The 18,762-nt window shown below is 63.8% G+C and carries 17 protein-coding genes; 4 read left to right on the plus strand and 13 right to left on the minus strand.

Going from position 1 to position 18,762, the window contains the following annotated elements:
* The first annotated feature begins 41 nt into the window (after nucleotides 1-41).
* Nucleotides 42-1,226 (plus strand): amino acid aminotransferase, encoded by a 1,185-nt coding sequence (locus RFM52_RS15000; RefSeq protein ID WP_320295588.1) that lies wholly within the window; start codon nucleotides 42-44, stop codon nucleotides 1,224-1,226.
* A gap of 83 nt (nucleotides 1,227-1,309) precedes the next feature.
* Nucleotides 1,310-2,134, plus strand: coding sequence for a nucleoside triphosphate pyrophosphohydrolase (mazG, locus tag RFM52_RS15005; protein WP_320295587.1), 825 nt, complete (start codon nucleotides 1,310-1,312; stop codon nucleotides 2,132-2,134).
* Between the two features lie 8 nt (nucleotides 2,135-2,142).
* Here the strand turns inward: mazG and hflX are convergent, their stop codons facing one another.
* The 8 genes from hflX to dusB form a co-directional block, all read right to left on the minus strand.
* Nucleotides 2,143-3,531 (minus strand): GTPase HflX, encoded by a 1,389-nt coding sequence (hflX, locus tag RFM52_RS15010; protein WP_320295586.1) that lies wholly within the window; start codon nucleotides 3,529-3,531, stop codon nucleotides 2,143-2,145.
* Entirely contained in the window at nucleotides 3,532-3,777 is a 246-nt protein-coding gene (gene hfq / locus RFM52_RS15015) for an RNA chaperone Hfq (RefSeq protein ID WP_006202172.1), read from the minus strand.
* Nucleotides 3,778-3,919: 142 nt separating this feature from the next.
* Nucleotides 3,920-4,783, minus strand: coding sequence for a D-amino-acid transaminase (locus tag RFM52_RS15020; RefSeq protein WP_320295585.1), 864 nt, complete (start codon nucleotides 4,781-4,783; stop codon nucleotides 3,920-3,922).
* A gap of 137 nt (nucleotides 4,784-4,920) precedes the next feature.
* A complete protein-coding gene (gene ntrX / locus RFM52_RS15025; RefSeq protein WP_320295584.1) occupies nucleotides 4,921-6,282 on the minus strand; it encodes a nitrogen assimilation response regulator NtrX in 1,362 nt (453 codons plus the stop codon).
* A complete protein-coding gene (locus tag RFM52_RS15030; RefSeq protein WP_320295583.1) occupies nucleotides 6,272-8,563 on the minus strand; it encodes a sensor histidine kinase NtrY-like in 2,292 nt (763 codons plus the stop codon). The genes ntrX and RFM52_RS15030 overlap by 11 nt, the downstream gene beginning before the upstream one ends.
* 234 nt (nucleotides 8,564-8,797) lie before the next feature.
* Complete coding sequence (gene ntrC / locus RFM52_RS15035; protein WP_224509941.1) at nucleotides 8,798-10,258, minus strand: nitrogen regulation protein NR(I); 1,461 nt, start codon at nucleotides 10,256-10,258, stop codon at nucleotides 8,798-8,800.
* Nucleotides 10,255-11,397: a two-component system sensor histidine kinase NtrB gene (locus RFM52_RS15040; RefSeq protein WP_320295582.1), complete on the minus strand. Its 1,143-nt coding sequence runs from the start codon at nucleotides 11,395-11,397 to the stop codon at nucleotides 10,255-10,257. Before RFM52_RS15040 ends, ntrC begins: the two co-directional genes overlap by 4 nt.
* Entirely contained in the window at nucleotides 11,394-12,422 is a 1,029-nt protein-coding gene (dusB, locus tag RFM52_RS15045; RefSeq protein ID WP_320295581.1) for a tRNA dihydrouridine synthase DusB, read from the minus strand. The genes RFM52_RS15040 and dusB overlap by 4 nt, the downstream gene beginning before the upstream one ends.
* A 250-nt stretch (nucleotides 12,423-12,672) precedes the next feature.
* Here dusB and RFM52_RS15050 point away from each other — a divergent pair, with 250 nt between their 5' ends.
* Complete coding sequence (locus RFM52_RS15050) at nucleotides 12,673-13,902, plus strand: bifunctional 2-C-methyl-D-erythritol 4-phosphate cytidylyltransferase/2-C-methyl-D-erythritol 2,4-cyclodiphosphate synthase (RefSeq protein ID WP_320295580.1); 1,230 nt, start codon at nucleotides 12,673-12,675, stop codon at nucleotides 13,900-13,902.
* Nucleotides 13,899-14,387 carry a CinA family protein gene (locus tag RFM52_RS15055; protein ID WP_320295579.1) on the plus strand — a complete coding sequence of 163 codons (489 nt, stop codon included), beginning with the start codon at nucleotides 13,899-13,901 and terminating at the stop codon, nucleotides 14,385-14,387. Before RFM52_RS15050 ends, RFM52_RS15055 begins: the two co-directional genes overlap by 4 nt.
* Nucleotides 14,388-14,485: 98 nt before the next feature.
* Here RFM52_RS15055 and RFM52_RS15060 read toward each other — a convergent pair whose 3' ends face one another.
* The 5 genes from RFM52_RS15060 to RFM52_RS15080 all read right to left on the minus strand — a co-directional run bounded on the left by RFM52_RS15060 (nucleotide 14,486) and on the right by RFM52_RS15080 (nucleotide 18,574).
* Nucleotides 14,486-14,941 (minus strand): type II toxin-antitoxin system RatA family toxin, encoded by a 456-nt coding sequence (locus tag RFM52_RS15060; protein ID WP_320295578.1) that lies wholly within the window; start codon nucleotides 14,939-14,941, stop codon nucleotides 14,486-14,488.
* Nucleotides 14,942-14,947: 6 nt separating this feature from the next.
* Nucleotides 14,948-15,913: a lipoyl synthase gene (gene lipA / locus RFM52_RS15065; protein ID WP_320295577.1), complete on the minus strand. Its 966-nt coding sequence runs from the start codon at nucleotides 15,911-15,913 to the stop codon at nucleotides 14,948-14,950.
* A gap of 131 nt (nucleotides 15,914-16,044) precedes the next feature.
* On the minus strand, nucleotides 16,045-16,302 hold the full coding sequence (locus tag RFM52_RS15070; RefSeq protein WP_320295576.1) for a GlsB/YeaQ/YmgE family stress response membrane protein: 258 nt from the start codon (nucleotides 16,300-16,302) through the stop codon (nucleotides 16,045-16,047).
* A 156-nt stretch (nucleotides 16,303-16,458) separates the two neighbouring features.
* Complete coding sequence (gene lpdA, locus RFM52_RS15075; RefSeq protein ID WP_320295575.1) at nucleotides 16,459-17,907, minus strand: dihydrolipoyl dehydrogenase; 1,449 nt, start codon at nucleotides 17,905-17,907, stop codon at nucleotides 16,459-16,461.
* A 28-nt stretch (nucleotides 17,908-17,935) separates the two neighbouring features.
* Nucleotides 17,936-18,574: an SGNH/GDSL hydrolase family protein gene (locus RFM52_RS15080; protein ID WP_320295574.1), complete on the minus strand. Its 639-nt coding sequence runs from the start codon at nucleotides 18,572-18,574 to the stop codon at nucleotides 17,936-17,938.
* Nucleotides 18,575-18,762: the final 188 nt, after the last annotated feature.

Below are 18,762 nucleotides of genomic sequence, written 5' to 3' on the forward strand. Positions count from 1 at the left end.
TCGATTTGCGTATCACTTCGCCGCCATTGGAGTCCTTTTCGATGTTCGAGACCCTGCAGCCCGCGCCCGCCGACAAGATCCTCGCCCTGATCGGCCTCTACCGCAGCGATCCACGGCCGGGCAAAGTCGACCTAGGGGTCGGCGTCTACAAGGACATCAACGGTAGGACGCCGGTGATGCGCGCCGTGCGCGAGGCCGAGAAGCGGCTGCTGGCCAGCCAGGACACCAAGACCTATCTCGGCCTTGCCGGCGATACCAGCTTCAACACCGCCATGATCAATCTCGCCTTTGGCGAAAAGGCCGACCATTCGCGCATCCGGGCGGCGCAGGCACCGGGCGGATCCGGCGCGCTCAGGCTGGTTGCCGAGCTTCTGCAGCGCACGCGTCCCGGCGCGACTGTCTGGCTGTCCGACCCGACCTGGCCGAACCACCTGCCGGTGATGCGCGCCGCCGGTTTGCAGGTCCGCGACTATCCCTATTTCGATGCCGCTTCGGGCACCGTCCGCTTCGACGAGATGCTGGCGACGCTCAGGAGCGCCAACAGCGGCGATGTCGTGTTGCTGCATGGCTGCTGCCACAACCCGACCGGCGCCAATCTCGATGCCGCTCAGTGGGCCAAGGTCGCCGATGTTCTCCTGGAGCGCGGCCTGCTGCCCTTTGTCGACATTGCCTATCAGGGTTTTGGCGAAGGCCTGGACGCCGACGCCGCCGGCCTGCGGCTGCTGGCCGGCAAAGTTCCGGAAATGGTCGTCGCCTCGAGTTGCTCGAAGAATTTCGCCGTCTATCGCGACCGCGTGGGCGCCGCGATGATCATGGCCAAGGACGGCCCGCAGGCGGATGTGGCGATGAGCCAGATGCTGGCGGCGGCGCGCGCGCTCTATTCGATGCCGCCTGATCACGGCGCGGCGGCGGTGCGCATGGTGCTTGAAGATGCCGGCCTGAAGAAGGATTGGGAGACGGAGCTCGAGGAGATGCGATTGCGCATGCTCAGGCTGCGCGTCACTTTCGCCGAGGCTTTGCGCCGGCAGTCCAACTCCGATCGCTTCGACTTCGTCGCCAGCCATCGCGGCATGTTTTCAAGGCTTGGGCTGACCGAGGCGCAGGTCGAGCGCCTGCGCACCGAGCACGCCGTCTATATGGTCGGCGACAGCCGCATCAACGTGGCCGGTCTGCCGGAGGATGGCATGGACGATCTCGCCAAGGCGATCGTCTCGGTGCTCGACTAGAGCCCGCGCGCAACTGTGGACAATAGGCTTTTGCCGGCCGGCGGGATTGGTAGCCCGCCGTGCTGCGCGCTAGGGTTCGCAAGATGAAACCCTCGAAAGACATTTCCCGGCTGATCGAGATCATGGCGGCGCTCAGGGCGCCGAAAACCGGCTGCCCCTGGGATATCGAGCAGAATTTCTCGACCATCGCGCCCTATACGATCGAGGAAGCCTATGAGGTGGCCGACGCGATCGCGCGCGGCGATTTCGACGATCTGCGCGAGGAGCTGGGCGATCTGCTGCTGCAGGTCGTCTACCATGCGCAGATGGCCGAGGAGATCGGCGAATTCGCTTTCGGCGATGTCGTCGAGGCCATCACCACCAAGATGATCCGACGCCATCCCCATGTCTTCGGCGACGAGAAGGCGCGCAGCGCCGGCATGGCCAAGGGCATGTGGGAGAAGATCAAGGCCGCCGAAAAAGCCGAGAAGCGCGCCGCCCGCATCGCGCGTGGGCTCGATCCGGAAGATCACGGCAAAGGTTTTCTCGACAGCGTGCCGGTGGCGCTCCCTGCCCTGACCCGCGCGCTCAAGCTGCAGGAGAAAGCAGCGCGCGTCGGCTTCGACTGGAGCGAGGCAGCCCCGATCCTCGACAAGATCGAGGAGGAGATCGGCGAATTGCGCGAGGCACTGGCCACCGGTGACGCGGCTCCGATCAAGGACGAGTTCGGCGACATGCTGTTTGCCGTGGTCAATCTCGGCCGCCATCTTAAGCTGGATTCCGAAGCGGCGCTCAGCGGCACCAACGACAAATTCCGCTCGCGCTTCCACTATGTCGAGCAGGCCCTGGAGGCTTCGGGCGGTTCGCTGGAAGAGGCGACGCTCGACGAGATGGAAGCGCTCTGGCAGCAGGCCAAAAGCGCCAAATAAACAGCCTCTTAGCCGCCGCTCTTGCGGTTCAGGCGGCTCTCGATCTCCTGCCTGGCGCTGTGCGTGGCCGTCAGCGAAAGGGTGACGCTGCCGTCTTCATTGTCGGTGCGCGAAACGACGTCGCCGTTGCGGTAGAGCCAGTCGACATTGCCGAGCTGAGCCGGGCTCAAGGTCACCGTCATCGTTTCCAGCTCGCCCGACACGCGTGTCTCGATGAGCGCTTTCAGCGTGTCCAGTCCTTCGCCGGTCACCGCCGAAATGGCGATCGGTGGCGTCCTGCCGCTCGCCCCTTCGGCCAGCAGCCGTTCGCGGTTGCCCTCATCGAGCAGGTCGATCTTGTTCCAGACCTCGATCACGCGGTTCGCGTCGGCGGCGTCGACGCCGAGATCGGCAAGGATGCGTTCGACATCCTCGGCCTGGGCGGCCGTGTCCGGATCGGAGATGTCGCGCAGATGCAGCACCAGATCGGCTTCGACGACTTCTTCCAGCGTTGCCCGGAAGGCCGCCACCAGATGCGTCGGCAGGTCGGAGATGAAACCCACCGTATCCGACAGGATGACCGGCGTGCCGTGCGGCAGCCGAACGCGCCGCAACGTGGGGTCGAGGGTGGCAAACAGCATGTCCTCGGCCAGCACCCCTGCCCCGGTCAGCCGGTTGAACAGCGTCGACTTGCCGGCATTGGTGTAGCCGACGATCGCCACCACCGGGAATGGCACCTTCTTGCGCTTTGCGCGATGCAGGTCACGCGTGCGCCGCACGGTTTCCAGCTCGTGCTTCAGCTTGGTGATCTTGTCCTGCAGGATGCGACGGTCGGATTCGATCTGGGTTTCGCCCGGACCGCCGAGGAAGCCGGCCCCGCCGCGCTGCCGCTCAAGGTGGGTCCAGCTCCGCACCAGGCGGCCCTTCTGGTAGTTGAGATGGGCGAGCTCGACCTGCAGCGTGCCTTCCTTGGTGCGGGCCCGCTCGCCGAATATCTCGAGAATGAGCCCGGTGCGGTCGAGCACCTTGGCGTTCAGTTCCTTTTCGAGATTGCGCTGTTGCACCGGCGTCAGCGGATGGTCGACGATGACCAGCTCCGCCTTGCGTTCCTTCACGATATCCGCGAACTCGGCCACCTTGCCGCTGCCGAGCAGCGTCGCCGGGCGCGGGTCGGCGACCGTCACCACCGCCGTGTGAACCGGATTGAGATCGATGGCGCTGGCAAGCCCGACCGCTTCGTCGTGGCGGGCATCCGCCGAACGGCTCAGCCGCGGACGGCTCGACTCGTCGTCGCCGCGCGGTTGGCGGGTGAGCACCGGCACAATAACGACAGCCCGGGTCGGATCCTTGGATTCCGGCCCGAGTTGATGTCCTTGTTTTCCGCGAACGCTGCGGTCCGCGTCCTTATCGCGTGCCAATCAGGCGCCCTGGCTTTCCTCGCCATCGAACATCTGAACCGGCTGGCTCGGCATGATCGTGGAAATGGCGTGCTTGTAGACGAGCTGGGAGTGCCCGTCACGCCGCAACAACACACAAAAATTATCGAACGAAGTGACGACGCCGGTCAGCTTCACGCCGTTGATGAGGAAGATGGTAAGTGGATTTTTGCTCTTGCGAACTGAATTCAGGAACAGGTCCTGAAGGTTTTGCGATCGTTCCGCCATTTTTCTTGTCTTTCGCCGATCCCCTTGGTTTGCGTGCCAATGCGCCAAATTACGCAGCACCTGTCAAGCGCGCAAACCCCCTCTTGCCGACACAATGGCAAGCAGAATGAGATAGTTGAGGTTAATTCCAGTTGTGCGGTTATCAGGCTGGACTTTTTTCCGCAACGTCAAAAAATGCCTGCCGCAACGAAAGTGTCATGGAACCGGGATGGCCATTTGCGATCGGCGCGCCGTCAATTTCGACCACCGGCATGGCGATTGTCGTCGCCGAGCTGATGAACGCTTCCCTGGCGGCCTTGGCTTCGGCGACCGAGAAACCGCGCTCCTCGATCTTGAGGCCAAGCTTTGCGGCGACATCGAACAGCGTCGTGCGGGTGATGCCGCGCAGGATGCCGTGCTCGGCGGGTCGGGTCACAAGGACGCCGTCCCGGGTGACGATCCATGCGTTGGACGAGCCACCTTCCTTGACGTTGCCGTCGGTGTCGACGAACCAGGCTTCCTGGGCGCCGGCCTCCTTGGCCTTCTGCTTGGCGAGCACATTGGGCAACAGGCCCGTGCTCTTGATATCGACGCGGTCCCAGCGATTCTCGGGGACGGTGACGACCTTGATGCCGGTCTCCACCCGCTTCGCCCCCGCGGTCGGATCGGCCTTTCTGGCGGTTATGACCAGGGCAGGTCTCGTGCCCGCGGGCGGAAACACGAACTCGCGGCTGGCAACGCCGCGCGTCACCTGCACATAGACAAGGCCGTTGACCACGCCATTGCGGTTGACCACCTCGCGCAAAAGCATCGGCAGGACACCCTCGGAGACCGGCCAGGCGATCGACAGTTCCTTCAGCGAGCGCTTGAGCCGGGCAAGATGGCGCGGCATGTCGACGATATGGCCGCGCGCCACCTCGCAGACCTCGTAGACGCCGTCGGCGAACTGGTAGCCGCGGTCCTCGATATGGACGCTGGCTTGGGCATGAACGACATAGCGCCCGTTGACATAGGCAATGCGCGGCATGGGCATCCTCAGGGAAATGTCCGGCTTTCTTAGGCGATTCCGCCCCTGCCGTAATGAACAATCTCGTGGGCCAAGTCGGTCTAGAGAGTTTACGCAATTCCGGACGGAAAACCGCTGCGCACTTTTCCTGGAATTGCTTACACACCGAGCGACTTCAGCTTGCGATGCAAGGCGGAGCGCTCCATGCCGATGAACTCGGCCGTCTTCGAGATGTTGCCGCCGAAGCGGTTGATCTGGGCGATCAGATAGTCCTTCTCGAATTGCTCGCGAGCCTCGCGCAGCGGCAGCGCCATGATGTGCTGGTCCGACTGGTTGGGTGTGCGTGGCATCACGTCGCCGATCTCGGAGGGCAGAAGATCGGCGGTGATCGGCGCATCTGCCTCTTCGCCGCGCGCCAGGATCATCAATCGCTCGACATTGTTGCGCAACTGGCGAACGTTGCCCGGCCAGTTGTGCGCCTGCAGCACCGCCAGCGCATCGTCGCCGATGCGGCGCGGCTTGATGCCGGCCTGGCGCGCGATCTGCTTCATGAAATTGTCGACGAGGTAGGGAATGTCCTCGCGGCGCTCGGCGAGCCCCGGCACCATGACCGGAACCACCGCCAGGCGATGGTAAAGGTCCTCGCGGAACCGGCCGTCGGCGATCATCGCCTCGAGATTCTGCGAGGTCGAAGAGATGATGCGGACATCGACCTTGACGCGCTTGGTGCCGCCTACCCGCTCGAATTGCTGCTCGACCAGCACGCGCAGGATCTTGTTCTGCGTTTCGCGCGGCATATCGGCGACTTCGTCGATGTAGAGGATGCCGCGATGCGCCTCTTCCAGCGCGCCGACCTTGCGTTCGGTGCCGTTCGATTCGGTGCCGAACAGCTCGATCTCCATGCGCTCAGGCGTGATGGTGGCCGCGCTCAGCGTGACGAACGGGCCGGCCTTGCGCGACGATAATGTGTGGATGGCGCGCGCCGTCAGTTCCTTGCCGGAGCCTGAGGGACCGACGATCATGACGCGGCTGTTGGTGGGCGCGACGCGCTCGATGGTCTGCCGCAACTGGCTCATCGCCGACGACATGCCGATCAGATCGAAGGTCTCGCCGCTGCGCTGCTTGAGGTCGGAAACCTCGCGCCGCAGCTTGGAGGTTTCCAGCGCGCGCTCGGCAACTAGGATGAGGCGATCGGCCTTGAACGGCTTCTCGATGAAGTCGTAAGCGCCGCGCCGGATGGCCGACACCGCCGTCTCGATGTTGCCGTGGCCGGAAATCATCACCACCGGCATGTTCGGATGCATGGTCTTGATTTCGTCGAGGAGCGCCAGTCCGTCGAGGCGCGAGCCCTGCAGCCAGATGTCGAGGAAAATCAATCGCGGCGCGCGATCGGCGATTGCCGCAAGCGCGCTGTCGGCGTCATGCGCCGTGCGGGTTTCATGACCCTCGTCGCTCAGGATACCGGCGACAAGTTCGCGGATGTCTTCCTCGTCATCGACGATGAGAATGTCAGACGCCATTACCGACCTTTTCAGTTTCTCGTTCGTGTTCGCTTCGACCTTCACCGCGTGGCGGCGCGGCTACGATCGTTGCCGGGGGCAGGATGATCGAGATCATCGCGCCCCGGCCACCATGGAAATCCGCTGGCGCGTCATGCAATTCGAGACGGCCGCCATGGTCCTCCACGATCTTCTTGACGATAGCGAGACCAAGCCCGGTGCCCTTCTCGCGTGTCGTCATATAGGGCTCGAGAAGCCTTTGGCGATTCTCGCGCGGCAGCCCCTTGCCGTTGTCGATAACGTCGATTCGTATGGCGCCATCTTGGCGCCCGGCGTGAATCCGGATTGTGCCGTCCGAACGGTGTTGCGCATCAAGTCCGTCGATCGCCTCGGCGGCGTTCTTGATGACGTTGCCGAAGGCCTGCGCCATCAGCCGGCTGTCGAAAGTGCCTTTCAACGGCTCGCTGCCGAAATCGCGCTCGAAGGCGATGTCGGAGCGGCTGACCTCGACCAGGAAGGACGCCTCGCGCAGCGATTCACGCAGGTCTATCGTCTTCATCTCGGGCTTCGGCATGCGGGCAAAGGCCGAGAATTCGTCGACCATGCGGCCGATGTCCTCGACCTGGCGGATGATGGTGTCGGTGCACTGGTCGAAGACCTCGCGGTCCTCGGTGATGACCTTGCCGTAGCGGCGCCTGATGCGCTCGGCCGAAAGCTGGATCGGCGTCAGCGGGTTCTTGATCTCATGCGCGATGCGCCGCGCTACATCCGCCCAGGCCGACGAACGCTGCGCCTGGACGAGATCGGTGATGTCGTCGACGGTGACCACGTAGGATTTCTCTTCCTCGCCGTCGTCGCCGGCCTCGACCGTGACTTGCACATTGAAGGTGCGCTCCAGGCCGGTGCGGAAGAAGGTCACCTGCTCTCGATAGACCGGCTTGCCGGACTGCCGTCCGATCTCGAAGACGCGGCCGACAAGCGGCAGGACCGCCGAAAGGTTCTGGCCGAGCGTCGCGTTTGCCGAAATCGCCAGCATGGTCTCGGCCGAGCGGTTGACGATGGTGATGATGCCGTAGGGATCGACGCCGATGACGCCGGCGGTGACGCCCTCCAGCACCGCCTCGGAGAAGCGACGCCGCTCGTCGATCAGATCCTTGGCCGACACCAACTCGTTGCGTTGCGATTTGAGCTCGAGGATCATGTTGTTGAAGGTCTCGCCGAGCGAGGCGACGTCGCCATCGGACTGGCGCACGGGAACGGCAACGTCGAGATTGCCGGTCGCCACTTCGTCGGCCGCGCCGATCAGCTGACGGATCGGCCGCACGATCCGGTCGGCGACCGCGATGCCGGTCCAGATCGCCGAGAGCGTGATGATCAGCGTGAGCGACAGATAAGGCAGCGCGAAGGCGACCTGCGAGGTTCGGCGGTTGTCCTCGAGATTGCGGTATTCGTCGGTGTTGGACCTGACGATCTGGCGCGCCTTGATCACGTCGGGATCGACCAGCCGGATGGTATAGAGGTAAAGCCCTTCAATCTCGCGCAGCTTGATGATGGCGCCCATGATGTTGCGGGTGCGCGGTTCTATCAGCACCGGCTTGCCGTCGGCCGCGGTGTCGACAGCCCCCGAGGGCGGCTCGGGCATGGGAAAATCGGCATCGGTCTTGGCGTTCATGACGAACGAGCCGTCCGGCTTGATCAGGGCCGCATGCGCCAGTCCGCGCCCGACGGCTTCCTTGTTCAACAGATCGAGGAAACCGGCTCGGTCGAGACCGTAAAGCGTGCGCGAGGCATCGAGATCGTATGCCATCGACAATGTCGTGCCCTGCAGGTTGCGCGCGTTCTCCTGCACATAGGCGTCGGCAATCGACAGCGACGAGTTGACGATCGTCTTGGTGCGGAGTTCGAACCAGCGGTCGAGGCCGATATCGAGCGTGATCGAGGCGATGATCGCCACCATGATGGCCGGAATGGCGGCAACCAGCGCGAACATCGCGACGATGCGCACATGCAGCCGCGAGGCGGCCCTGCCGTGGCGCCGCGCCAGGACGATGCGGCGCACCTCGCGGGCGATCAAGGCGATGAGGAACAGGACAAAGACGGCATTGGCCGCGATCAAGGCCCACGTCGCGTCCGCGGTCGGCGCGATCGGCGTTGCGCCGACCAGGATCGCGAACGAGATGGCCGCCGTTATCATCGCTCCGGCAATCGCGACCACGCCTGGCAACGCCAGCAACCGTCGCCCTTCACGCGTGCCGGTCTGGTTGAAAAGCGGTTGGTTCAGGGTCGGAGCCTCAGCTGCCATGTCGCGGTACAGAGTCGGTCATCGCGTCGGATGTATGCAACGCATTGTGGCGATTATGCAACAAGTGTGGCCGGGAAGATAATCTTTCCCAGACAAAATTCGCCGAAGGACGAGGTGACGCTAGAGCATGATGCCGAAAAGTGTGAAGCGGTTTTCGGACGACATCATGCTCTATCTCTTTGATTTAGAGCCGGATTCAGATTTCAGGTCGATTCGACCTGAAATCATCCGGCTCTAGGGCTGCCTGGCCGATTTGTAGACGTTGACGCCGAGTTCGCGGATCTTCTTGCGCAGCGTGTTGCGGTTGAGCCCCAAAAGCTCCGCCGCCTTGATCTGATTGCCGCGCGTCGCCGTCATTGAAGCCAGCACCAGCGGATATTCGACCTCGGCAAGAATACGCTGGTAAAGCCCGGCCGGCGGCAATTCGCCGGCGAAGGAGGCGAAATAACGCTGCAGGAAATGCTCGACCGCCTGGCCGATCGACAGATCGTCGGGGATGAGCGCGCCACCGTCGGGCACGACCGGCCTTTCGCCGGTTTTCAGTTCGGATTCGATGATCTCCGATGAAATCTCGTCTTGCGAATAGAGGGCGGCCAGCCGGCGCACCAGATTTTCAAGCTCGCGCACGTTGCCCGGCCAGGGATAGCGTTTCATGAGCTCGATGCCGCCGGACGATATGCGCTTGGTCTGCAGGCCCTCGCTGGCGCCCTGCTTGAAGAAATGCCGCACCAGGTCGGGAATGTCCTCGGAACGCTCGCGCAGTGCCGGCAACCGCAGCGGCACGACATTGAGGCGGTAGAACAAGTCCTCGCGGAAGAGACCCTGATTGATCAGCGTGCGCAGGTCCTTGTTGGTGGCCGCGACGATGCGGACGTCGGTCTTGATCGGCGTGCGGCCGCCGACCGTGGTGTATTCGCCCTGCTGCAGCACGCGCAGCAGCCGGGTCTGCGCTTCCATCGGCATGTCGCCGATCTCGTCGAGGAACAGCGTGCCGCCCTCGGCCTGCTCGAAACGGCCGCTGGAGCGGTTCTGGGCGCCCGTGAAGGCGCCCTTCTCATGGCCGAACAGTTCTGATTCGATGAGGTCTCGCGGAATCGCCGCCATGTTGATGGCCACGAACGGACCGCCGCGACGGCGGCCGTATTCGTGAAGCGCGCGCGCCACCAGCTCCTTGCCGGTGCCGGACTCGCCGCTGATCATGACCGTGAGGTCGGTCTGCATCATGCGCGCCAGCATGCGGTAGATGTCCTGCATGGCGGCCGACCGGCCGACCAGCGGCATCGTCTCGGGCTGGTCTTCCGCGCGGGCATCGAGCTTCGGCCGCTTCGGCTCGGCGAGCGCCCGGTTGACGATGTTGAGCAGCTCGGTCAGGTCGAACGGCTTCGGCAGATATTCATAGGCGCCGGTCTCGGAGGCGCGGATGGCGGTCATGAAGGTGTTCTGGGCGCTCATGACGATGACGGGCAGTTCGGGCCGCGCCTTCTTGATGCGCGGCAGCATGTCGAAGGCGTTCTCGTCGGGCATCACCACGTCGGTGATGACGAGGTCGCCCTCGCCCGCCGCCACCCAACGCCACAGCGTCGAGGCATTCGAGGTGACGCGCACCTCGTGGCCAACCCGCGACAGCGCCTGGTTGAGCACGGTGCGGATGGCCGCATCGTCGTCGGCGACCAGAATATTGCCGCGAGCGCTCATGTGCGGTCTCCTTCAGCTTCGTCGCCAACGCCGGGCGCGGCTTCCTTCCAGGCTGGAAGCAGGATGCGAAACGTCGTCCCGCGCGGTGTCGAATCGCATTCGATGATGCCGCCATGCTCGCCGACGATCTTGGCGACCAGCGCCAGGCCAAGTCCGGAGCCGTTCGGCTTGGTGGTGATGAATGGATCGAACAGGATCGGCAGGATGTCCTCGGACACGCCGGGCCCGTTGTCGTGCACGCAGAATTCCAGCGGCAGCGAGACACGGTCCTGCGTCCCAGGCACCGAGACGCGGATGCCGGGGCGGAAGGCCGTCGACAGCATGATCTCGCCCTGCGGGTCGGCGCCGATCGCCTCGGCGGCGTTCTTCACCAGATTGAGGAAGACCTGGATCAGCTGGTCGCGGTTGGCGAAGACCGGAGGCAATGATGGATCATACTCCTCCAAGATCTTGATCCGCCTTGCAAAACCGTTCTTGGCAATCGCCTTCACATGATCGAGCACGACGTGGATGTTGACCGGATAACGCTCGATCGGCCGCTCATCGGAGAACACCTCCATCCTGTCGACAAGCGAGACGATGCGGTCAGTCTCGTCCGTGATCAGGCGGGTCAGCGCGCGGTCCTCGTCGGAGGCGGAAAGCTCGAGCAACTGAGCGGCGCCGCGGATGCCGGAGAGCGGGTTCTTGATCTCATGCGCGAGCATCGCGGCAAGGCCGGTGACGGAGCGCGCGGCACCGCGATGCGTCATCTGACGGTCGATCTTGTCGGCCATCGACCGTTCCTGGAACATGACGACGATGGAGCCTGGAAACTCCGGCACCGGCGCGACATAAAGATCGACCATCTTTTCGATACCAAGCCGCGGCGACGACACGTCGACGCGGTATTCGTTGACCGGCGCGCGCCGCTCGCGCACCTGATCGACCAACGTCAGCAACGGGCTGCCGAACGGCACCAGCTTGGAGAGCGTGTTGCGGGCGAGCATGGTCGCGCTGGAGCGGAAGAAGTCCTCGGCATCGGCATTGGCGAACGTGATGAAGCCGTCGGGGTCGACCATGATGACCGGGCGGCGAATGGTGTTGAGCACGATATTGGCGGCATCCGCCATACCAGCCGGCTGTGGGACGTCTGCCTTCATGCCGCGCTCCGCAGGCTGGTCGATTGCGCGCGGCCGACGAGCACGCGGCGCAGCTCGGCGGCGACGTCGCCCGGCTCGAAGGATGTGAGAATGCGCTTGCGCTGTTCGGCGGACGCATCGGGAGCATGGCGGTCGAGATACCAGCCGAGATGCTTGCGCGCCTGGCGCAAGCCGCTTTCGATACCGTAGAGCGAGAGCATGTCCTCGTAATGCGAGACGACGTAGTCCGCGAGCGCCTGCGGCGTTCTCGGAACAGCTTGCGCGCTTGCATCGGCGGCGGCTGTGGCAATACCGCCGGCGGTCCACGGCGCGCCATAATGTGCGCGGCCGATCATCACTGCGTCGGCGCCGGACTGTTCGAGGATTGTCGCCGCCTCTTCCGGCGAGCCGACATCGCCATTGGCCACCACCGGGATCGAGACGGCTTCCTTGACGCGCGCGATGGCGCGCCAGTCGGCCTTGCCCTGATAGAACTGGCAGCGCGTGCGGCCATGCACGGTCACCATCCTGACGCCGGCCTGTTCGGCGCGGCGCGCAAGCATCGGCGCATTGAGCGCGCTTTCGTCCCAGCCAAGCCGCATCTTGACCGTCACCGGCACCGACACGGCGCCGACCACCGCGTCGATCAGCGAAAGCGCATGGTCGAGGTCGCGCATCAGCGCCGAGCCGGCATAGCCGCCGGTCACCTTCTTCGCGGGGCAGCCCATGTTGATGTCGATGATATCGGCGCCCTCGCCCGCCGCTATGCGCGCGCCCTCGCCTATGTGGACGGCCTCGCGGCCGGCGAGCTGAACCATATGCACCGGCAGGCCGGAATGGCGGATGCGCAGGTCGCAGCCGGCCCTGCCCTTGGCCAGTTCGCCGCTTGCCACCATTTCCGAAACGACCAGCCCCGCGCCATGCGCGTGGGCGCGTTGCCGGAACGGCTCGTCGGTGATGCCAGACATCGGCGCCAGGAAAACGCGATTGCGGATTCTCACGCCGCCAACATCGAGTGGCGATGCCAATGTGGTCAGTTCAGCCATGCACAAAAACCAAGCATGTTCGATCGTTGCACATTCTCTAGCCAGAAGTGTGGCATTGTGCAACGCGCAATGACGTCACATTAAGGCGCATTTTGGAAAAAGCTGGCCTTCGGCCATCACGGCGACTAGAGCATGATGCCGAAAAGTGTGAGCGGTTTTCGGCCGACATCATCTACTTCTTTGATTTAGAGACGGATTCAGATTTCAGGTCGAATCGCCCTGAAATCATCCGGCTCTAGGACCGATCGGAATGAGCGAGGCAAGCGAAAAGCAAGCGGCGTCCCCAAGCGGCGGGATCGGGGTGGTGATCGTCGCCGCCGGCCGTGGCGCGCGCGCCGGGCAGACCGACGGCCCGAAGCAATATCAGCGCATCGGCGGCCGCGCCGTCATTGCGCATACGCTGGATATCTTCCTCTCGCATCCGATGATCGGTCCCGTGGTCGTGGCCATTCATGCCGACGACGCCGAACTCTTCCAACGCGCGGCCGAGGCGCATGGCGATCGTCTTGTCACCGTGATCGGCGGCCCTTCGCGCCAGGCGTCCGTCCGGCTCGGCCTCCTGGCGCTGAGAGATCAGGCGCCCGCAAAAGTGTTGGTGCACGACGCCGTGCGGCCGTTCGTCGACACTGGGCTGATCGACCGCACCATCGAGGCCATCGGCGAGCGCCAGGGCGCGCTGCCGGCGTTGCCCGTCGCCGATACGCTGAAGCGGGAATCGGCCACCGGCATGATCGACGAGACGGTGTCGCGAGCCGGCCTGCATGCGGCGCAGACGCCACAGGGCTTTCCGTTCTGGCCGCTGCTCGCCGCGCATGAGAAGGCGCATCATCTGGGCAAGACGGAGTTCACCGACGATGCGGCGATCGCTGAATGGGCGCAGATCCCGGTCAAGATCGTTCCCGGATCGCCGGACAACGTCAAACTCACCTGGGCAAGGGACATTGCATTGGCCGACCAGCGGCTTTCCAGCGCGCAGCAGCGCTTCCCGGACATACGCACCGGCAACGGCTACGACGTGCACGCGTTCGAGTCCGGCGACCATGTAACGCTCTGTGGCGTCGCCATTCCCTACGAGCGAAAGCTCTCTGGCCATTCGGATGCCGATGTCGGGCTGCATGCGCTGACCGACGCGCTGCTCGCCACCTGCGGCGCCGGCGATATCGGCACGCATTTCCCGCCCTCGGACCCGCAATGGAAGGGCGCGGCCTCGAAGATCTTCGTCGAGCATGCGGCAAAGCTGGTGCGCGAGCGTGGCGGCCGTATCGCCAATGCCGACATCACGCTGATCTGCGAAGCGCCGCGCGTCGGGCCGCATCGCGCGGCGATGACGCAAGCGCTTTCGGCCATGCTCTGCATTGCGCCTGAGCGCATTTCGATCAAGGCGACAACCAACGAGAAGCTGGGCTTTGTCGGGCGCGGCGAAGGCATCGCCGCGATCGCCACCGCCAGCGTCGTCTATCCGGGAGAGGTGCCGGCATGAGCAACGCCGAACTCGCTATCGCTCTGCTCCAGGCCTGCCAACAGCGCGGCATCATGCTGGCGACGGCCGAAAGCTGCACCGGCGGTCTGATCATCGCCGCACTGACCGACATCGCCGGCTCCTCCGCCGTGGTCGATCGCGGTTTCATCACCTATTCCAACGAAGCCAAGATGGAGATGCTCGGCGTTTCCGCCGCCACGCTCGACGCGCATGGCGCGGTTTCGCGCGAGACGGTGCTGGAGATGGCAGCCGGCGCGTTGGCGCATTCGCAAGCCAGCCTCTCGCTTGCCGTCACCGGCATCGCTGGTCCGAGCGGCGGCTCAGCCGACAAGCCGGTCGGCCTCGTTTGGTTCGGGATAGCGCTTGCCGGTCAGCCGATCGCCGCCGAACAGCAATTGTTCGGCCAAAAGGGCCGCGAATTCATCCGGCACGAAACGGTGCGGCATGCGCTGCAACTCGGGTTGCGGGCGCTCGGCGAACGTTAAAGCGCGTCGCGCTGAAACGGATTCAGGCGACGCGCTTTAAGTCTTCGTTTGATGCATGTCGTTCCCCAAAACCGCTGCGCACTTTTGGGCGACAAGCATTAGCCCGCCCTTGCACCATAGATGACGTCGGCGCGTTTCTCGAAAGCTTCCGAGAACATGCGGAAGGCGCGGTCGAACATCGTGCCCATCACCGCGCCGAGGATACGGCTCTTGAATTCATAGTCGATGAAGAAATGCACTTCGCAGCCTTTTTCGGCCGGGTCGAAGCGCCAGATATTGCTGAGATATTTGAACGGGCCGTCGATGTATTTGACGTCGATGGCATGCTCGGCCGGATTGAGCAGCACCTGCGTGGTGAAGGTCTCGCGGATCGCCTTGTAGCCGATGCTCATGTCGGCGACCAGGATGGTGCGGCCGTCACGCTCCTTGCGCGAGCGCACGGCGAGCGATTCACAGAGCGGCAGGAATTGCGGGTAGGCCTCGATGTCCGCCACCAGCGCGAACATCTCTTCCGGCGTATGCGCGACGCGGCGTGTCGCCTCGAATTTCGGCATTGAAAATCAGCTGGCCTTCGCGAGCTGCGCTTCGCGGGCCGCGCGCAGCCTGGCGAAATCCTCGCCGGCATGGTGCGAGGAGCGCGTCAGCGGGCTCGATGCCATCAACAGGAAGCCCTTGGTCTTGCCGATGGTCTCGTAGGACTTGAACTCGTCCGGCGGGATGAACCGGATCACGGGATGGTGCTTCTTCGAAGGCTGCAGATACTGGCCGATGGTCATGAAGTCGACATTGGCCGAACGCAGATCGTCCATCAATTGCAGCACTTCGTTCCGCTCCTCGCCGAGGCCGACCATGATGCCGGATTTGGTGAAGATCGAGGGATCGAGTTCCTTGACCCGCTGCAAAAGCCGGATCGAGTGGAAATAACGCGCTCCCGGACGGACCGTCAGGTAGTTCGACGGTACGGTTTCGAGATTGTGGTTGAAGACGTCGGGCTTGGCCGCGACGACGATCTCCAGCGCGCCGTCCTTGCGCAGGAAGTCGGGCGTCAGGATCTCGATCGTCGTCGAGGGCGTCGCCGCGCGGATGGCGCGGATGACGTCGGCGAAATGCTGTGCGCCGCCGTCAGCCAGATCGTCGCGGTCGACGGAGGTGATGACGACGTGGCTCAGCCCCATCTGCTTGACGGCATGCGCCACGCGCGCCGGTTCGTCGGGGTCGAGCGCGGTCGGGATGCCGGTCGCGACGTTGCAGAAGGCGCAGGCGCGCGTGCAGATCTCGCCCATGATCATGAAGGTGGCGTGCTTCTTGTCCCAGCATTCGCCGATATTCGGGCAGCCGGCCTCCTCGCACACCGTCACCAGCTTGTGCGACTTCACGATCTCGCGCGTTTCGGCATAACCCTTGGAAACCGGCGCCTTGACGCGGATCCAGTCGGGCTTGCGCAGCACCTCCTGGTCGGGCCGGTGCGCCTTCTCGGGATGCCGCGGGCGCGGCCGGCTGGCGATCGTGTCTACGACTGTAACCATCTCAAACCCTTCGCGGCCGCTATTTCGACGGCCGCCTGTCTTTCGTCATCTAAGACTTTTCGAGGTAAAGAAAAAGGCCGCGGCAGCGCATGCCGCCACGGCCTTTTTCGCATAGCGACATTTGCCGGCGATCAGCGGCGCACCAACCGTCCGACGAAGATCAGCAGGCAGGCGCCGATGAAGCCGGTGATCAGATAGGCTACCCAGCCGACGCCGAAGGGCCCGACATTGAGGGCCTGCAGTATCGCGTTGAGCACGACTGCGCCGACGATGCCCATGATGATGTTCATGACGATGCCGGTGTTGCTCTTCATGACCATCTCGGCGAACCAGCCCGCCAGGCCGCCGACGATGATGGCTGTGATCCAGCCGACGCCATTCATATGCATATGCCAATTCCTCCTCGATCAGGTGAAAATGCATCCGGATACGAACTGCCTTGCCGTCAGCTTTCTCCGGCTGCCGCGTGTGAGTCTCGCCCGACCACGTTAGCACGGATTGGCCGTCTATGACCGATTGGCAATCTATCACCGATTGGTGACTTATCATGCGTTCAAAGCGCGGCCATAGGCGTCCAGCACGCTCTCCTTCATCATCTCCGACAGCGTCGGATGCGGGAAGATCGTGTGCATCAGCTCTTCCTCGGTGGTCTCCAGGTTCATCGCCACGACAAAACCCTGGATCAGCTCGGTCACCTCAGCGCCGACCATATGCGCGCCGAGAAGCTGCCCGGTCTTCTTGTCGAAGATGGTCTTGACGAAGCCCTGGTCCTCGCCGAGCGCGATCGCCTTGCCGTTGGCGCTGAATGGGAAGCGGCCAACGCGGATGTCCTTGCCCTCCGCCTTGGCCTTGGCCTCCGTCAGGCCGACGGACGCGACCTGCGGGCTGCAATAGGTGCAGCCGGGGATCTTCAGTTTGTCGATGGCGTGTACGCCCGGGAAATTGGCGATTTTCTCGATGCAGATCACACCTTCATGCTCGGCCTTGTGGGCAAGCATGGGCGGGCCGGCGACGTCGCCGATCGCGTAGATGCCAGGCACATTGGTCTTGCCGTAGCCGTCGACGACGATGCAGCCGCGGTCCGTCTTCACGCCGAGCGTCTCCAGGCCTAGGCCCTCGATGTTGCCCTGCACGCCGACGGCGGAAATCATGCGGTCGGCGGTGATCTTCTCGACCTTGCCGTCCTTCATCTCGACATGCGCGGTGACTGAATTGGCGCCCTTTTCGACCTTGGTCACCTTGGCTTCGAGGATGATCTTCATGCCCTGCTTCTCGAACTGCTTCTGCGCAAATTTCGAGACCTCGGCGTCCTCGACCGGCATCACCGCCGGCATCAGCTCGACCACGGTCACATCGGCGCCCATGGTGCGGTAGAAGGAGGCGAACTCGATGCCGATGGCACCCGAGCCCATCACCAGCAGCGACTTCGGCATTTCCTTCGGCACCATGGCCTCGAAATAAGTCCAGATCAGCTTGCCGTCCGGCTCGATGCCGGGCAGCGCGCGCGGCCTTGCGCCGGTCGCCAGAATGACGTGCTTGGCGGTATAGGTGCCCTCGCCCTTGACGCCCTTCGGCACCGGCGGCTGCGGTTCCATCGGCTTCTTGGCCGTCTTCGAAACCACGACCTCGCCGGGCTTCGACAGCTTCGCCTCGCCCCAGATGACGTCGACCTTGTTCTTCTTCATCAGGAAGCCGACGCCGGTGTTGAGCCTCAGCGACACCTTTCGCGAACGGTCGACCACGGCTGATGTGTCTGGGCTGACCTTGCCGCCTTCGAGCTTCAGGCCGTAGTCCTTGAGGTGGTCCGAATAATGCATGATCTCGGCCGAGCGCAGCAGCGCCTTGGTCGGGATGCAGCCCCAGTTGAGGCAGATGCCGCCAAGATGCTCGCGCTCGACGATCGCCGTCTTGAAGCCGAGCTGGGCGGAACGCACCGCCGTCACATAGCCGCCGGGGCCTGAGCCGATGATGATGACGTCGTAGGATTCAGCCACGGGGTTTTCTCCCTGATCTTTCTGAAGGTTAGAGTGAGAGCATCACGCGCACGAGCGGCGCAAGCGCCTTACCGATGTTGCGCGTGTTCTCGGCGTCGAGATGGACGCCGTCGAGCGGCGTGGTGACGGCGACCGTGCCTGCGTCGAAGAAGCCGCAGCCGGCCTCGTCGGCAAGTGCTGAATATTGCGGCGCCAGACGCTTGGAGGCGTCGTCGCCGCCGGCGAACATTTCCTTGAACTCGGCATTGTCGGTGCGCGTCACCGCGGGCGGCGCGACGATGAGAATCTGCGGCGCTGGCCAGTCGAACGGGTAGTCGTGGCCGCGCACGATGTCGATCAGGCGCTGGATGCCCTGCTTGGCGGCGACCGGATTGCCGTGAATCCAAGGCTTCATGTCATTGGCGCCAAGCATGATGATGATCAGGTCGAGCGGCGCATGGCTGGTCAGGATCGTCGGCAACACGCGGGCGCCATTGCGGTCGGCGCCGGCCAGGTGGTCGTCGAAGGCCGTGGTGCGGCCGTTGAGACCTTCAGCGATGACCTCGACGTCACCTCCAAGCTCAGCCCCGAGCACGCTCGGCCAGCGATCTTCGAGCGCGTGGCGGCCGAGACTGCCGGCGTCATAGCCCCAGGTGAGAGAGTCGCCGTAGCAGAGAATCGTCTTCATGCTTTTGCTACACCCCTGCCGTCACCGGTCGACTAGGCCGCCGGCGCGATCCGCCCGACGGCAAGAACAAGGCGAAAAGGCCGGTGAAGAATTTCCGCACCGCCTTTCCCGTCCTAGACCAGCATGCTCATCGGGTTCTCGATCAAGCGCTTGAAGGCGCCGAGCAGTTCCGCGCCGAGCGCGCCGTC

The organism is Mesorhizobium humile (assembly GCF_033977215.1).
In the GTDB taxonomy this organism is placed as follows: Bacteria; Pseudomonadota; Alphaproteobacteria; order Rhizobiales; family Rhizobiaceae; genus Mesorhizobium; species Mesorhizobium humile.

What these genes read in the sequence shown, in the direction of transcription:
- RFM52_RS15000 (WP_320295588.1), top strand. Translation starts at nt 42, where the DNA reads ATGTTCGAGACCCTGCAGCCCGCGCCCGCCGACAAGATCCTCGCCCTG.
- mazG (WP_320295587.1), top strand. Translation starts at nt 1,310, where the DNA reads ATGAAACCCTCGAAAGACATTTCCCGGCTGATCGAGATCATGGCGGCG.
- hfq (WP_006202172.1), bottom strand. Translation starts at nt 3,777, where the DNA reads ATGGCGGAACGATCGCAAAACCTTCAGGACCTGTTCCTGAATTCAGTT.
- RFM52_RS15020 (WP_320295585.1), bottom strand. Translation starts at nt 4,783, where the DNA reads ATGCCGCGCATTGCCTATGTCAACGGGCGCTATGTCGTTCATGCCCAA.
- ntrX (WP_320295584.1), bottom strand. Translation starts at nt 6,282, where the DNA reads ATGGCGTCTGACATTCTCATCGTCGATGACGAGGAAGACATCCGCGAA.
- RFM52_RS15030 (WP_320295583.1), bottom strand. Translation starts at nt 8,563, where the DNA reads ATGGCAGCTGAGGCTCCGACCCTGAACCAACCGCTTTTCAACCAGACC.
- ntrC (WP_224509941.1), bottom strand. Translation starts at nt 10,258, where the DNA reads ATGAGCGCTCGCGGCAATATTCTGGTCGCCGACGACGATGCGGCCATC.
- RFM52_RS15040 (WP_320295582.1), bottom strand. Translation starts at nt 11,397, where the DNA reads ATGAAGGCAGACGTCCCACAGCCGGCTGGTATGGCGGATGCCGCCAAT.
- dusB (WP_320295581.1), bottom strand. Translation starts at nt 12,422, where the DNA reads ATGGCTGAACTGACCACATTGGCATCGCCACTCGATGTTGGCGGCGTG.
- RFM52_RS15050 (WP_320295580.1), top strand. Translation starts at nt 12,673, where the DNA reads ATGAGCGAGGCAAGCGAAAAGCAAGCGGCGTCCCCAAGCGGCGGGATC.
- RFM52_RS15055 (WP_320295579.1), top strand. Translation starts at nt 13,899, where the DNA reads ATGAGCAACGCCGAACTCGCTATCGCTCTGCTCCAGGCCTGCCAACAG.
- RFM52_RS15060 (WP_320295578.1), bottom strand. Translation starts at nt 14,941, where the DNA reads ATGCCGAAATTCGAGGCGACACGCCGCGTCGCGCATACGCCGGAAGAG.
- lipA (WP_320295577.1), bottom strand. Translation starts at nt 15,913, where the DNA reads ATGGTTACAGTCGTAGACACGATCGCCAGCCGGCCGCGCCCGCGGCAT.
- RFM52_RS15070 (WP_320295576.1), bottom strand. Translation starts at nt 16,302, where the DNA reads ATGCATATGAATGGCGTCGGCTGGATCACAGCCATCATCGTCGGCGGC.
- RFM52_RS15080 (WP_320295574.1), bottom strand. Translation starts at nt 18,574, where the DNA reads ATGAAGACGATTCTCTGCTACGGCGACTCTCTCACCTGGGGCTATGAC.